The 14,730-nt window shown below is 72.4% G+C and carries 12 protein-coding genes and 1 pseudogene; 4 read left to right on the top strand and 9 right to left on the bottom strand.

Annotated features, from left to right (window positions below; all coding sequences use genetic code 11):
• Positions 1-410: 410 nt before the first annotated feature.
• The gene (locus EF387_RS01030; protein ID WP_128374529.1) at positions 411-1,088 is read right to left on the bottom strand and encodes an AIM24 family protein; all 678 of its coding nucleotides are present in this window, start codon (positions 1,086-1,088) and stop codon (positions 411-413) included.
• Positions 1,089-1,206: 118 nt separating this feature from the next.
• On the opposite strand from EF387_RS01030, the gene EF387_RS01025 reads away from it, so the two are divergent.
• Positions 1,207-2,766, top strand: coding sequence for a serine/threonine-protein kinase (locus EF387_RS01025; RefSeq protein ID WP_128374528.1), 1,560 nt, complete (start codon positions 1,207-1,209; stop codon positions 2,764-2,766).
• A 62-nt stretch (positions 2,767-2,828) separates the two neighbouring features.
• Here EF387_RS01025 and EF387_RS01020 read toward each other — a convergent pair.
• Positions 2,829-3,515 (bottom strand): annotated as a pseudogene (locus EF387_RS01020) (zinc-binding dehydrogenase); the annotation flags it as partial.
• A 136-nt stretch (positions 3,516-3,651) separates the two neighbouring features.
• Here EF387_RS01020 and EF387_RS01015 point away from each other — a divergent pair.
• Positions 3,652-4,641: an aldo/keto reductase gene (locus EF387_RS01015; protein WP_128374527.1), complete on the top strand. Its 990-nt coding sequence runs from the start codon at positions 3,652-3,654 to the stop codon at positions 4,639-4,641.
• Positions 4,642-4,696: 55 nt separating this feature from the next.
• Here EF387_RS01015 and EF387_RS01010 read toward each other — a convergent pair whose 3' ends face one another.
• The 3 genes from EF387_RS01010 to EF387_RS47335 all read right to left on the bottom strand — a co-directional run bounded on the left by EF387_RS01010 (position 4,697) and on the right by EF387_RS47335 (position 7,957).
• Positions 4,697-7,363, bottom strand: coding sequence for a SpoIIE family protein phosphatase (locus EF387_RS01010; RefSeq protein WP_128374713.1), 2,667 nt, complete (start codon positions 7,361-7,363; stop codon positions 4,697-4,699).
• 153 nt (positions 7,364-7,516) lie between these two features.
• Positions 7,517-7,789: a DUF4190 domain-containing protein gene (locus EF387_RS01005; RefSeq protein ID WP_128374526.1), complete on the bottom strand. Its 273-nt coding sequence runs from the start codon at positions 7,787-7,789 to the stop codon at positions 7,517-7,519.
• A gap of 3 nt (positions 7,790-7,792) precedes the next feature.
• Complete coding sequence (locus tag EF387_RS47335; protein WP_202918105.1) at positions 7,793-7,957, bottom strand: hypothetical protein; 165 nt, start codon at positions 7,955-7,957, stop codon at positions 7,793-7,795.
• 191 nt (positions 7,958-8,148) lie between these two features.
• Here EF387_RS47335 and EF387_RS01000 point away from each other — a divergent pair, with 191 nt between their 5' ends.
• Positions 8,149-8,613, top strand: coding sequence for a hypothetical protein (locus tag EF387_RS01000; RefSeq protein ID WP_128374525.1), 465 nt, complete (start codon positions 8,149-8,151; stop codon positions 8,611-8,613).
• Between the two features lie 120 nt (positions 8,614-8,733).
• Here EF387_RS01000 and EF387_RS00995 read toward each other — a convergent pair whose 3' ends face one another.
• From EF387_RS00995 to EF387_RS00980, 4 genes are all read right to left on the bottom strand, one after another.
• Complete coding sequence (locus EF387_RS00995; protein ID WP_128374524.1) at positions 8,734-8,979, bottom strand: acyl carrier protein; 246 nt, start codon at positions 8,977-8,979, stop codon at positions 8,734-8,736.
• A gap of 231 nt (positions 8,980-9,210) precedes the next feature.
• A complete protein-coding gene (locus EF387_RS00990) occupies positions 9,211-9,486 on the bottom strand; it encodes a WhiB family transcriptional regulator (RefSeq protein ID WP_162467060.1) in 276 nt (91 codons plus the stop codon).
• 358 nt (positions 9,487-9,844) lie between these two features.
• Complete coding sequence (locus EF387_RS00985) at positions 9,845-10,666, bottom strand: N-formylglutamate amidohydrolase (protein WP_128374523.1); 822 nt, start codon at positions 10,664-10,666, stop codon at positions 9,845-9,847.
• A 208-nt stretch (positions 10,667-10,874) separates the two neighbouring features.
• The gene (locus tag EF387_RS00980) at positions 10,875-12,224 is read right to left on the bottom strand and encodes a glutamine synthetase family protein (protein ID WP_128374522.1); all 1,350 of its coding nucleotides are present in this window, start codon (positions 12,222-12,224) and stop codon (positions 10,875-10,877) included.
• Positions 12,225-13,251: 1,027 nt separating this feature from the next.
• On the opposite strand from EF387_RS00980, the gene EF387_RS00975 reads away from it, so the two are divergent.
• The gene (locus tag EF387_RS00975; protein WP_128374521.1) at positions 13,252-14,712 is read left to right on the top strand and encodes an APC family permease; all 1,461 of its coding nucleotides are present in this window, start codon (positions 13,252-13,254) and stop codon (positions 14,710-14,712) included.
• Positions 14,713-14,730: the final 18 nt, after the last annotated feature.

Below are 14,730 nucleotides of genomic sequence, written 5' to 3'. Positions count from 1 at the left end.
AAGCTCTTCGAGCAGGGGGACCCCCCACTCGCCGCACCGAGCGAAAGCCCAAGTACATCCAGTACGAGGGCTTCCGCCCGGCACTAGCCCCGACGGCCCCAGGCTTGCGGGGACGCGAGACCGGGCCGAGCTTCGTCCCCGCCCCAGGGGGACTCAGCTCGGCCCCGGACACCAGCGGTCGCAGCACCCTGGTGTGCTGGGCACCCCAAGGGGGTGTGTCGAAAGTCCCACACAGCCTCCCCGGCGCCCGGCACGCTCCCCCAAGCTCTCCGAGCAGGGGGCACCCCCACTCGCCGCACCGGCCAAAGACCCAAGTAGCTCCGCTACGAGGGCCTTTTTCCGGCACGCCGAGACCACGCACCGGACACCGCGGGCACCGCTCCCGGGACTTTCGACACACCCCGGAGGTCCTAGTGCTGCTGCGCCTTCTGCGGCGTCGCCTCGCTGGGGCGTACGACCACATGACCCTGGCCCTGCAGCATGAGCTGCACCGCCTCGCCGGAACCGCCGCGGAGCATCGAGCCCAGGGACTGGGAACGGTGCAGGGAGGTCTGGAGGTGGGCCGTCCACCCCACGATCGCGTCCGTGTCGACGTACACGGGCTGCTGCGGCGAGACCGGGATGACCAGCGGATTGCCCTCGCAGACCAGGCCCAGTCGGCCCTGGCCGGTGAAGACGCTGTTGAAGAGGCCGCCGCCGGTCATCCCGGCGCCCTTCACGGTCTTGATGGAGTACGAGAGCGTGGCGTCGAAGCACAGGACGTTGCGGCCGTTGACGGTGAACTCGTCGCCCGGCTCGACCTCGACGATGAAGCAGTTCTGAGCCTCGTGCGCGAACCAGGCCTCACCCTGGCCGCGCACCGTCATGAGCGGCAGCCCCTCCCCGGTGACGGCCCGCTTCAGCATGCCGCCGACACCCTGACCCTTGCGTTCGAACTGCAGGTTGCCGCGATAGGCGATCATCGCGCCCTGCCGTGCCAGCATTTCCCCGTTGACGGCGTACTTGATGGACTTGGCGTTCTCCACGGTCATCCCGGGCGCGAACGCGGGCTGCACCATGTGCTCACCGGAAAACAGGTCACCCTTCATACCGGCATAGTGACCCGGAGCCGTCCCTTCCGCCAAGATCACCGCACCGAGTGCCGGGCGCGGCCCGCAGGGGGATGCGCGTCGGGAGCACGCTCGCCACTGCTCTAGCCTGGCGACCATGAACGCACGGGGTGAAGTCGTCGACGAGCGCTTCGAGTTGCTCGAGCCCTTGGGCAGTGGGGGCATGGGGACGGTGTGGCGGGCCTGGGACACCGTCCTCCACCGCGACGTCGCCCTCAAAGCCGTCCGCTCCGACGCGGAGTCCTCCGCCGCTGTGCGCGAACGGGTGTTGCGCGAGGCCAGGGCGCTCGCCCGGATCTCCCACCCACACGTGGTGACGGTCCATCACATCGTCGACGCTGAACCGCATCCCTGGATCGTGATGGAACTGGTGCCCGGCCGCTCCCTCCAGGAGCGGCTCGACGACGGTCCGCTGCTCCCGAACGAGACAGCACGCGTGGGCCGTCAGGTGCTCTCCGCACTGCGCGCCGCGCACGCGGCGGGCATCCGGCACCGCGACGTCAAACCCGCCAACATCCTGCTGCGCGACGACAAGACCGCCGTGCTCACCGACTTCGGCATCGCCGCCCTGCAGGGTTCCACCTCGCTGACGGCCACCGGCGAACTGGTCGGCTCGCCCGAGTACATCGCCCCCGAGCAGATCCGCGGCCGCGGCGACGGCCCGGCCTCCGACCTCTGGTCCCTGGGCCTGGTGCTGTACGTCTGTGTGGAGGGCGTCAGCCCCCTGCGCCGCGAGACCACCCTGGCCACCCTGGCCGCCGTGCTCGACGATCCCGTACCGCCCCCGGTGCGCTCCGGCCCCCTCGCCCCCGTACTGCAGGCCCTGCTCGTGCGGGACCCCGCGGCGCGCCCCGACGCGGGGACGCTGGACGCGATGCTGGCGCAGGCGGAGTCGGGAGGGACGGCCGACTGGCCGGAACCCACGTCGGTGGAGACGGTCGACCTGAGTCCGGTGGCGCCGCCGACCACGGTGTCCCCGGTCCCGGTGCACGACGTGCCTCCGGCCGCCGATCCGGGGCCGCACGCGTCCACCCGGGCCGACGGCACCCGGCCCACCGCGCCGGCGCCTCCGTCCGGGCGGTGGCGCCGCAGGGCGGTCGTCGCCGCCGTCGCCGCGGTGGCGGCGGTGGCCGTGGGGGCCGTACTGATGTTCGCCGTAGGTGACGACGGTGGCGAGCGGCGCGTGGCCGATGGGGGCGCGGGCCGCGGCCCGGCATCCACCTCGCCCTCGCGAACCGGCCCCGTCCCGATCACCGGGTCAGGGTCCGGCAGCCCGTCACCCGTCGGCTCACCGGCTCGCGGCAGCACTCCGCAGTCGGGGCCCGCGGACGGGAGCTGGATCGCCCAGCTCCACTCCGAGCCCGTGTCCGCCGGCACCGCCGCCCGTGACCAGCAGCTCGCGACCGTCCGCCAGTCCGTACCGGAGGCTCAGGTCCTCCGCAGCGACGACTACGCCTCCCTGAGGCCGGGCTACTGGGTGATCTACGCCCCGGGCCCGTTCGACGACGGCCGCGCCGCACTGGCGTTCTGCGCGGAACGCGGCCGGACCTCCAGCACCGCCTGCCTGGGCCGCGTCCTCAGCGGCAGCACGGCGGACTTCGGCCTGCAGTGCGTTCCCCCGGCGGCCAGTCCGGTCGGCCGCTGCACCCGTTCGTAGTCGGCGCGGCCTCGCGAACAGGAGCCGGATGCGGCGTGGCACCCCGGGTGTTTCCTCGGGCGTCAGGGCTTGACGAGTACCTTCAGGCTCTTGCGGTCGGCCATGTCCTGGTAGCCGGCCGGGACGCCGTCGAGGTCGGTGGTCACGTCGAAGACCTTCCCCGGCTCGATGGTGCCGTCGAGGATGTCGGGCATCAGTTCCTCGATGTAGGCGCGGACCGGTGCGGGTCCGCCGGCCAGGCGGAGGTTGTGGCGGAAGAGGCTGCCGAAGCCGATCGGTGCCTCCTCGTACTGCGGGACGCCGACGCGGCTGATGACGCCGCCCGGGCGAGTGATACCGACGGCCTGCTCGTAGGCGGGCATGTTGCCGACGCACTCCAGGACCACGTGCGTGCCGTGCCCACCGGTCAGCTCGCGGACCGCCTCCATGCCTTCCTCGCCGCGGGCGGAGACGACATCGATGGCGCCGAACTCGCGGCCGAGGTCGGTGCGCGCCTGGTGGCGTCCCATGAGGATGATCTGTTCGGCGCCCAGGCGATTGGCCGACAGGACCGCCAGCAGGCCGACAGCGCCGTCACCGATCACGGTGACGCGGGTGCGCTCGTTGACACCGCCCGCCACGGCGGCGTGGTGGCCGGTCCCGAGAACGTGCGAGAGCGTCAGCAGGGACGGGACGAGGGCGGAGTCCGCTGCGACGGGGAGCTTGACACGCGGTTGGGGAAGTCCCGGCCTCCGGACGGTTCCCCCGCGCGGACGGCGGCGATGATGCCGTAGGCCGAGGGACTGCTCCGTTCCGAGGGCCGGGCACACTTGCGTTGAAGCGCACTTCAAGAGCCAGTCTCTTCCACGGGCCCGAGGACGTCGGGTCCGGAGGGGAGAAGGCATCGTGAAGTACCGCACCATGGGGACCGACCCCAAGACCCGCCGGGATGTGAGCGTGCTGGCGCTCGGGGCGATGCTGTTCGGGTCGGTGACCGACGAGAGGACGTCGTTCGCCGTGCTGGACCGCTATGTCGAGGCCGGCGGGAACTTCATCGACACCTCGGACAACTACGCGTTCTGGGTGGACGGCGGACAGGGCGGACAGAGCGAGGAACTGCTGGGGCGGTGGCGGCGCAGCCGTGACGTCGGGGACGAGATCGTCTTCGCCACCAAACTGGGCGCCCGGCCGCTGGCCCCCGGCACCGGCTACGTCGACAATCCCGAGGGCCTGTCGGCGAAGGTGATCCGGGAATCCGCCGAACGCAGCCGGGAACGGCTCGGCGTGGAGCGGATCGACCTGCTGTACGCGCACATCGAGGACCGCACGGTCCCCCTGCGGGAGACCGTCGAGGGCTTCGCGGAACTCGTCGCCGACGGCACGGCCGGGATGCTCGGCGTCAGCAACCACGCCATCTGGCGAGTGGAGCGGGCCCGCGCCATCGCCGCGGCCGCGGGACTGCCCGGCTACGAGGTCCTGCAGTACCAGCACAGCCATCTGCGGCCGCGCACCGACGTCCCCGAGGCGCTGTTCGAGGACGGCACTCTCGGCGTGGCGACGGCCGAACTGTTCAGCTACCTGCGCGCCGAGCCCGGACTGACGCTGGTGGCGTATTCGCCCCTGCTGAAGGGCGCCTACGGCGGCGGCGCCGCCAAGCCGCTGCCGCCGGACTACGACCACCCCGGAACTCCCGCACGTCTCGCCGTGCTGAAGCAGGTGGCGCGGGAGACGGGGGCGACCGTGAACCAGGTGGTCCTGGCCTGGCAAATCGGCGGCGCGTTCCCCGTGATCCCGCTGGCCGGGGCCTCATCGGTGGCCCAGCTGGAGGAGAACCTGGCGGCGGTGGACCTGGAACTCACCGCGGACCAGCGGGCCCGGCTGGACGCCGCGCACTGAGAGGAGACCTGCACAGGCTGCCACGGCCCACCTGGGACACCCTGCCGAGGACCGCTCAGCCGCGCCGCGTGGTGAGGAGGAGCACGATGTCGTCCGGGCGTTCGGCGGCCTGCTGGGCCTTTTTGGTCAGCAGGTCCGCCGCACTCGCCAGGGACGCGCCGTCCGGCCGGTCGCACAGCGGGTCGGCGTTCTCCAGCGCCGCGCAGAGGGCGGCGATGCCCTCGTCGATGTCCGCTCCCGGCCGCTCCACGAGCCCGTCGGTGTAGAGGGCCAGCACCGCGCCCGGCTCCAGCCACAGGTCCGTCACCGGATACCGGGCTTCCGGGTCCACCCCGAGCACCACCCCGCCCGGCAGCTCCAGAACCTCCGTATGGCCCTCGGGATGCCGCAGCAACGGATGGGGATGCCCGGCGCGGGCGGCCCGGGCCTGTCCGGTGGCGGGGTCCAGCCGCACATAGCAGCAGCTGGCGAACTGACCCGGGTCCAAGTCGGTCAGGAGCCGGTTGGTGCCGCCCATCACCTCGTCCGGAGGGTGGTCGCCGAGCGCGAACGCCCTTACCGCACTGCGTAGTTGGCCCATCGTGGCGGCCGCCTGGACGCCGTGCCCCTGGACGTCGCCGATGACCAGCGCCAGCCCGTCGCCGGCCTCGACGACGTCGTACCAGTCGCCGCCGACGTCCATCCCCACGGTGCCGGGCAGATAGCGCCCCGCCGTCTCCACCAGCGGATGAGCGGGAAGCCGGTGCGGCAGCAGGGCCTGCTGCAGACCCCGCGCGAGCGCGGCCTCGGTGTCGTAGCGTCGCGCCCGCTCCAGCGCCTGGGCGATGAGGCCGGCGAGCGCGGTGAGTACCGTGCGCTCCTCGGCGCTGAAGTCGCGGGGCCGGTCGAAGCCGAGTACGCACGAGCCGACCGGCCGGCCGGAGGCGATCAGCGGCAGGAAGGCGCGGGCACCCACCGTCGCGTCCAGCGGTACGTCCGGGTAGGCGGCCGACAGTTGATCCATCGACTCGAAGAACAGCGGACGTCCGGCGGTGAGCGTTTCGACCCCGGGCAGCTCGGCGTCCAGCCCCACCCCGTCGAACGGCTCGAGGAACCCCCTGGGGAAACCGTTCTCCCAAGCCAGGTACAGCCGTCGCTCGTGCAGCAGGTAGATCGCGAGCCGGCGTCCCCCGAACGCCGGGAGCAGTTCCCGCATGACCACCGCGGACACCTGACGGGCGGTGACCGCTTCCGCCAGGGCGATGGCGAGTGCGACCGTCGGGTACATCAGGGTCGTGGAGCCGACCGGGGGCACGATCTCGGGGCGGGGCCCGGCTTCGGTGGTGGATCCCGGTCGGGCGGAGGACTCCGGCCCGGCGACGGGGGCGGGGCGGGATCCCGCGTCCGGGACGGTCTGCTCGCCTGGGACGGTCTCCGCGCCCGGGACGGACTCCGTGGTCCCCGTGGTGGGGCCGGTTCCCATGGCCCCGGTGGTGGGGCCGGTCTCCCTGGCGTGGGTGGTCTGGGCGAGACGGTCCATCGGGACCACCTTGCACGTCATCGTGTCGGCGCCGGGATAGATGGAGAACGTGAGCCAGTCGCCGTCGTGACGCTCCGCCTCCGCCGCGCCCTCGGCCCCGACTCCCGGGGGCCGCCGCACCTGGAAGTGCACCGGGTCCGTCGACAGCAGCGCTCCGCGCAGATGGTCCTCGTACGCGGGCAGGCCCAGCCAGGGCACCGCCTGCCACAGGGGGCTTCCCAGCAGCCCCGACTCGGGCCCGCCGAGCAGTTCGGCGGCACGCGGGTTGACGTAGGTGATCAGCCCCAGCCGGTCGAAGGTGAACACCCCCTCGGGCAGCAGATCCGACGCGGGCCCGGGACCCGAGTCGAGGAGGAGACCGTGCACCCGGTGCGCCCGGGGCGACGGAACCGGTCCGGTTCCCGGGCTCCACAGTTCCAGCAGGCGCAGTCCTCCGTCGGCCGCACGCATCCGCATCGGGTGGGACGTCGGGCGCCCGGCGGCCGCGTCGCGCAGGGCCGCCAGTACCCGGCGCGCCTCGTCCGGTGCCAGTTCTTCGGCGAGCGCCTCCGGCGTCCCTGCCACCTCGGGCGCGGGACCGAGCAGGTCCCGCAGGCCGTCGTCCAGGGACACGGTGCCGCTCGTGGGGTCCCAGGTGAACCGCCCGCCGCCGCCCTGGGGCGCGCTGCCGACCGCCGGCCGCACACACAGGGGCTCCTCGTCCCAGGTGACGGGGTCCCCGCTCTTCTCCAGTTCCGACAGCGCGGCACCCAGCTCGTGGGCCGCCGACGTCAGCGGATCACGGTAGGGGGCCACGTCAGCGGTGTCGTCGGTCGGCGAACGCAGCACGGTCAGCACTCCGTAGGTCGTCGACGCGCCGACGACGGGGACGTACAGCGAACCGAAACGGAAGGGGAGAACGGCCGCGAGCTGCGGATAGTGGCGCATCGTGTCGGTGGCGTTGGCGAGCAGCACCTGCCTGCACCGCCGGTAGGCGTCGGCGGTGGGGAAGGGCCGGTCCACGGGCATGCGCCACCACAGCCGGAACAGCGGCCCGGGTAGCCCGGCCAGCACGGCCAGGCGCAGCAGTCCGGGTGTGGTCGACCGCAGGTGGACGCCTCCCGCGTAGCCAACGGCCGATCGGACGGCGTCCGCCACTGCCCCCGTGAGCAGGGCGGACAGCTTCCCCGACAGCCGGTTCTCCCGCTCGGCGCTCCCAGTCATCGCTCTGCCCTCGTCCGCGCGCCGCCAGGTGCGCATCACAGCAAGAATGCGCCTCACGGGCCGATACGCGCACCTTGGCGCCCGGGATCATGTTCCACCGGTGACCCTTGGCCGCCCGGGGTCCCAGGCATGCGGAGCGTGACTACGGAGCGGTCAGCCGAAAACGGTCCACGCAGTGGTGCCCCGGGCCGCCATGAGCGAGACGAGCACCAGCAGGTCCGCGATGCCGAGGCCCAGGCCGAGCAGGGCACGGGTGCGGCGGGGGGTGTCGCGGCGGAGAGCCGTGACGGCGAGGACGATGGCGACGGGGCCGAGGACGAGATTGAGCACGATGAGGCCGACGAGTCCGAGGACGAACGAGGCGACGGCCATGCCCTCGGTGTCGCGCCTGCCGGTGTTCTGCCGTGGGGGTGCGGTCAGCCGCATGGCTCAGACCCTCCTCTCCCGGCCGCGCCGGCGTCGTTCACGGACGGTGAAGACGGCCAGCCAGGTGGCGATCACCGCGCTCGCCACGACGGTCACGGGCCATGGGACATAGGCGGCCGCCCCGACCAGGATGGCCAACAGCAGAAGTACGACGACCAAGAAGAGCACGATCGACTCCGTTCACTCGAGGACACGGACGTGCGGACGAACAGGGGGTTTCCCGGCGGGGCGAAGTCACGCACGGGAGTGTGCGCGGTTGCGGGTGGGCGTCCGGCAGGCGGGTGAGGAGTGGACGCGGGGGTTTTCGACGGCAAATCGGGGCTACGCGGAATCCAACGTCCCTGCGGAGGGAGTCCCGCGTGTTCGCCCTGGCCTTGCTGGTACCGCCGTTGATGCTGTTTCTCGTGGTGGCGCTCGGGCGCTACGAAGAGCTGTTGTTCGGCTCGTCCCGGACCACTCCGGCGGACTCGGCGGACCCGGTGACATCGGCGGACCCGGCGACCTCGGCGGAGCGAGCGGCGACGGAGAACCGAGCGGCACCGGAGAACCGAGCGGGACGGGCGGGCCGAGGGCCGAAGGACCGAGCGCCGGAGGAGCAAGCCGCCCCCGCGGCCCTGGCGACCCCGCCGGCCTCGACGGTCCTGCCCCGCGTCTTCCGCGCGGGGCGCGCTCTGCGCGTGGGACCCCTGCCGCGGCCGCGCACCGTCGTGACCGGGGACCGGCCGACGGCCGCCCCCGGGGACCAGCGCACCGGCCGCGGCACCCGCCCTCCGTCTCCCGCCCCGGCTCCGCGCCCCTCCTCGGGCACGAAGCGGGCCGCCTGAACCCGCGGACGCACGGCCGAAGGACGGATGCGCAGCGGACGGCGACCGGACCCGGCCGCGCCGAGGCGCGCCGTGCCGGGTCCGGTCGCCGTGGATGGGCGGAGCGGGCCGTACCGGACGTCAGCCGCCGGCGGCCGGGCCTGCGTCCTTGGTCCCGGAGAGCTGCGCCAGGTACCGGTGGCACTGCGCGGCGCGCTCGGAGTCCTGGGCCATGACGTTGCGGAAGAACTCGGCGATCTCCTTCTTGTCCGCGTTCTCGGCGTCCCGCACGTACTGTCCGTAGTCGTGACCGGCCTTGAGTGAGTGGTACTGCACGGAGATGAGGTCGTACATGACGTCGCTGAAGCCGGTCTCTCCCGTGGCCATGGATCCTCCCGTCGCTCGTTGGAAGCGGTTGACACCGAGCGGGTATCACGCTCGCGACGGGCCAAACGGCATCCACGGGGTGCCGGGTGGAGGAACGGGGCATCGAGCGCGCACCAGACGCCCCGTCCGGGCCCGGGGGCCGGACGGGGCGTCAGTGGAGCCGCCGTGGCGCGGCCAGGTGCGGCGGGAAGCGGCCGGGTGCGGCGCGGCGAGGGTGTGGCGCGGAGCGTCCTACCCTGTGTCACGGGCCCGGCGCCGGGCCGCACGGCGCTGCAGTGTCCGCCGGTCCGGCTCGCTCGTACCGCCCCAGACACCCATGACGGGCCCGGCGTCGAGGGCCCACTGCAGGCACTCCTCGCGGACCGGGCAGCGGAAACACACCGCCTTCGCCTGCTCGATCTGAAGCAGTGCCGGGCCGGTGTTCCCGACGGGAAAGAACAGGTCCGGGTCCTCGGTACGGCAGGCTGCGGAGTCGCGCCAGTCGTCCACCAGAGCCTCCTCGGTCATAGTCGTCGTCGCACGTGCGGTCGTTAGCTGGGTTTTGCTGTGCTTCCAGTCCGGGTCACCGGGTCGGAGGGCGTGAAACGGCCTGGTTCGGGCCGCGTACCGCCCTCCGGCCCCGGACTCTGAGCGTGTGTCAGATCACAGTTGCCGTGGGGGAGAACGAGGAACATCCCTGCACGGTGGGCCGTTGACTGCTATGTGACCGCGGAGGGGACAGTGTCCCCGGGCCTCACCCCTTGCCCATGGGGACGATCGTTCGGCTGAAGCCCCATGGAGCCTTTCGCCGCGAGGCGACCGCCCTCCGCCGGTCACCGCACACGGCCCCGGCTGGTCTCCCCCGTCCAGCCGGGGCCTTTTCACGTCATGGCGACGCGGACGCGGCGTCGACCAGAGCAGCCAGCGCGGTCGCGAGCCGGGAGAGCCCGGCGCCCGGGGGACCGCCCGGCTCGGTCATGTATGTGTCGCGCCGGATCTCCACCATCAGGGCCGTGACCCGTGGCTCCTTGCCGTAGAAGTCCAGGGGCACGTACGCGCCCGCGAACGGACTGTCGGTTCCCGTGCCGCCGAACCCAGCGAACGCCTCCCGCGCCGCGGCGAGCAGTTCGGGCGTGGTGTGGAAGGCGTCGGTCCCCAGGCAGACAGGCGGCCGGGGCCCGTCGCCGTGGAGTTCATAGGGCAGCCGGGCGGTCGGATACGAGTGGACGTCGATCACCACCGCCCTCCCGACGGCCGCGAGCCGGTCTGCGACGGCCCGTGTCATGGCCCGGGCGTACGGGTGGAAGTAACGGCCGATCAGCGGCTCGGGGTCGAAGCCGGCGGGCCGCAGCCGAGCACCGTGCGTCGTCCGGGTGTAGACCGCGCCCATGCCGACGGCGAGCATCTCCTCCCGTTCGTCGGGGAACCGCTCCGGGTCGACCACGAGCCGGGACAGCCGGTTGACGAACCGCCAGGGCGGGACACCTGAGGCGTCCGCCGCGCGGGCGGCCAGCTCGGCTGTGTGCGCGTCCGTGATGTGGTCCAACTCGCTCTCCAGCGCGGCATCGTCCGGCAGGATGCCCTCGCGCACCGCCGCGGGGATGTCCCTGGCGGAGTGCGGCACGTGCAGGATCACCGGCGAGGCGGCGTCGCCGGGGAGGCACTCGTAGTGCTCCGGAGCGTGGTCCCTGCGGTCGGTGTGGTCCATGTGATCCATGGCGGATGACTCTCCGGGATCCGTCCGCGTACACCGACGGGCATACCGGTCGGGCGCACCGCCCGACCGGTAGGCCCGGGCTGTTGGGCCCGACCGGTACGCCGACCGGTATGCCGCGCGGTACGCCCGCCTGGGCCCACGTGGTCTTACTGTCCGGATACTCCGCCGGCTCAGCGGGCGCAACGGTGGCTCCTCGGCGTCACAGGTGATGGGCGTACTCGGTGAACTCCCAGTCGGTGACGTGCCGTTGGAAGCGTTCGACCTCGTTGCGCTTGTAGGAGAGATAGGCGGCGGTGAAGCCCTTGCCCAGTAGTCGCGTGAGCTCGGTGTCCGCCTCCAGCGCGTCGAGCGCGGCGGACAGGGTCGTCGGCAGCACGGCCGACTTGGCGGTGTCGTAGCCGTACCCCTCCAGCGGGGCCGGCGGGTCCTCGCCCGCTGTGACGCCGAGCAGGGCGGTGGCCACCGTGCCGGCGATCAGCAGATAGGGGTTGGCGCCGGCGTCGCCGAGGCGCAGTTCGAGGCGGGCCCCGGAGCCACGCTCGGGCGGGATGCGGACCATGGCGCTGCGGTTGTCCAGTCCCCAGTCGATCAGCCACGGCGCCAGGGTGTCCGGGCCGAAGCGCTTGTAGGAGTTGACGGTCGGGTTGGCCAGCGCCGTGAGGGCCGGAGCGCGGGCCAGTACACCCGCCACGGCGTGCCGTGCGGTGGCGGAGAGGCCGTACGCGTCCGTGGGGTCGTCGAAGGCGTTGCGGCCGTCCTGGCCGTCCACGGACAGGTGGAGGTGGAAGCCCGAACCGCCGGCGTCGTTGAACGGCTTGGCCATGAAGGTGGCCAGTCGGCCCTCCTTGCGGGCGAGCTCCTTGATCGCCGCCTTGAAACGGAAGGCGCGGTCCGCGGCCCGCATGGCATCGGAATGGGTCAGGTTGATCTCGAACTGGCCGCCGTCGAACTCGTGGCAGCCGTGGGTGGCGCCGACCCCGAGGTCCCGCAGGTGGCGCAGGGTGCGCAGCAGATGGTTGTCGGGGTCGGCGTGCAGCCCGGCGGTGTAGACGGCCCCGGATTCGCGCGCGTAGCGGCGCCAGCCGCCCCCGGGGACGGGGTCGCAGAGGAAGTACTCCAGCTCCGGTCCGACGACCGGCCGCAGCCCGTGCTCGGTGCACCGGGCGAGGACCGCGCGCAGCAGGTCACGGGGCGACTCGGGGACGGGTGACCCGGTCGTGGGGTCGACGACATCGGCGAGACAGGTGGCGACGCCCGGTTCCCAGGGGAGCGCCACCAGGGTGTCGAGGTCGGGGTGGACGCGGATGTCGGGCAGCCCCGCGTCCAGTCCGCCGCCGACCGGGACCACATCGCCCTTTGGGCTGGTGTGATACACCGCCCGGCAGAAGGCGAGCCCGTGCTCACAGGCCCGGGGCAGTTCCTCGAGCAGCACGTCACGGGCCCGGTCGGTGCCGAGCAGGTCGGGAAAGGTCACCCGGACGACGTCGATGCCGTCGGCGGCGAGCCGCTCCACGTGGCGGCGGACTTCCGCGATGTCGGATGTGCTCACCGGTGTCTCCTCGGGCGTACGGCGGGCACCCCCGGACCCGGTCCGGTACTCCGTTCCAGGATTGCTCCGGTACTTGGTTCCGGCACACGGATCCGGGAGGCGGGTGGCGTGGGCCGTCACCAGGGGCGGCCCATGAGCGCCGGTGCGAGCGGCAGTGCAGGTGCGCCGGCGCCGCGGTGTCGGGTGTGCGAGCGGCAGTGCGCCGGCGCTGCGGTGTCGGGTGTGCGAGCGGCAGTGCGCCGGCGCTGCGGTGTCGGGTGTGCGAGCGGCAGTGCGTGTGCGGCCGTCGGTGTCGGGTGTGCGAGCGGCAGTGCGTGTGCGGCCGTCGGTGTCGGGTGTGCGAGCGGCAGTGCGCCGGCGCTGCGGTGTCGGGTGTGCGAGCGGCAGTGCGTGTGCGGCCGTCGGTGTCGGGTGCGAGCGCCACGTGGCTTTTGGGCAGTCGAACTCCTGATCTCCACCGGCGAGGTCCACACCGAGCTGTGCCGCGACCTGGACACCGGGGCGCGGCTCGCGCTCGCCGCCACCCCGGTTCTCGTCGGTCGATCCCGTACGCCCGTCGCCCTTCGCGGCTGGGCGTTCCGGGCCACACCAGTCCAGCCGCCCTCCGCGGGCCCGTCGAGGGCTGGCGCCGCGAGCGGATCGGCGCGAGCGGATCGGCGAGCGGCAGGGGAGCCGGGGCTCGGCGTCGACCCCTGGGAGTGACCAGCCCTTCGCCCTACGGACGGCCCTGGAGCGCGCCGCGGGACGTGAACGGCCTGGTCGGCGGCCCCGTGCCCGAGCATTACGGCCGGGTTAGCATTCCGTGCCCGATGCGGAATCTCTCCGCCTACCCCTTGCCAAACGGATAGTCCCGGCCCACCATAAGGCAACTCGTTTGACCCGAAACGACTTCCGGAACGACCTTCGAAACGACCTTCGCGCCGACCGTCGAGCGGCTCCGTAACGACCTCCCCGAAGTGCCTCACAACGGCCTCCCCGAATCGGCCTCCCCCCGAAAAGACCTCTCTCCCTTTGGCAGGTGATCCGAGTGGACAGTCCGACAGTCTCCCCGGACCGGACCGCGCAGCAGGCGCCGACGACCGGCGCCCTCAAGCCCAACGCGGTCGGCGTACTGGGCATCCTCTTCCTCGTCCTCTCCGCGCAGGCACCGTTGACCGGTGTCGCGGGCGCGGTCCCCGTCTCGGTCGCCATCGGCAACGGTTCCGGTGTCCCCGCCGCCTACGTCCTGGCGGGGGTGATGATCCTGCTGTTCTCGGTCGGTTTCGTCGCCATGGGCCGCCACGTCGTGGACGCGGGCGCCTTCTACATGTACATCGGCAAGGGTCTCGGCCGGACCGTCGGTACGGGCAGTGCGGGTGTCGCGCTCTTCGCGTACTGGGTCATCCAGGCGGGCATGTACGGGCTCTACGGCTTCACCGTGAGCGGCCTGGTCGCGAGCCACACCGGGCTCGACCTGCCGTGGTGGGTCTGGACGCTGGCCACGATGGCGGTCGTGCAGGTGCTCGGGGCCGCGGGCATCGAGATGGGCGCCAAGGTGCTGGCCGTCCTCGTCCTCGCGGAGTTCAGCATCCTGTCCGTCTTCAGCCTGGTGATGTTCTTCAAGGGCGGTGGGCCGGAGGGGCTTGGCTTCGCCGACAGCTTCTCGCCGAGCGCGGCCCTGCAGGGGGCCCCGGGAGTGGCCCTGACGTTCGCCGTGGCGAGCATGATCGGCTTCGAGGCCACCGCGATCTACGGCGAGGAGGCGCGCGAACCGAAGAAGACGGTCCCGCGGGCCACCTATCTGGCGGTCGCCGTGGTCACCGGCTTCTTCGCCCTGACGTCCTGGATGCTGGTGTCCGCGTACGGTGCCGGCAAGGCGCCCGAGGCCGCGGGGAAGGCGCTGGAGAGCGGTGACGCGACCGCCTTCGTCTTCGCGCCGATCGCCGCGCAGTTCGGCGGCTGGGTGAACGAGGTCCTGCCCATCCTGCTGGCCACCTCCCTCTTCGCCGGCATCCTCACCTTCCACAACTCCGCCAACCGCTATCTGTTCTCGCTCGGCCGCGACCGACTGCTGCCGCGCCGGCTGTGCGCGCTCAACAGCCGCCGCTCGCCCTGGGTTGCGGGCTGTGTCCAGACGGCCGTCGCCCTGGCCCTGGTCGTACCGTTCGCCCTGGCGGGCAAGGACCCGGTGCTGACCCTGTTCTCCTGGTTCAGCGGGGTCGCCGTGCTGGCGATGATGCTCCTGTACCTGCTGACCTCAGTGTCCGTCGTCGTCTTCTTCCGCCGCGAACGCCTCGACACCCGCCCCTGGAACACCCTGATCGCCCCGGTCCTGGGTGCCCTGGGCGTCGCGGGCGCGATCTGGCTGGTCCTGGACAACTTCACCACCCTCATCGGAGGGCAGGGCTCCACCGCCGTCTGGCTCGAGGTGTCGGTTCTCGGGGCCCTGGTGCTGGGTGTTGTGGCCGAACTGGTGAAGCGCCGCGCCGGGGCGCCCGGCGACGACTGACGCGTGACCTCCGGCGTC

Origin of the sequence: Streptomyces cavernae (assembly GCF_004023625.1) — a bacterium.
In the GTDB taxonomy this organism is placed as follows: Bacteria; Actinomycetota; Actinomycetes; order Streptomycetales; family Streptomycetaceae; genus Streptomyces; species Streptomyces cavernae.
The sequence above is the reverse complement of the archived record's forward strand: the minus strand, read 5'-3'. Positions and strand labels throughout refer to the sequence as shown.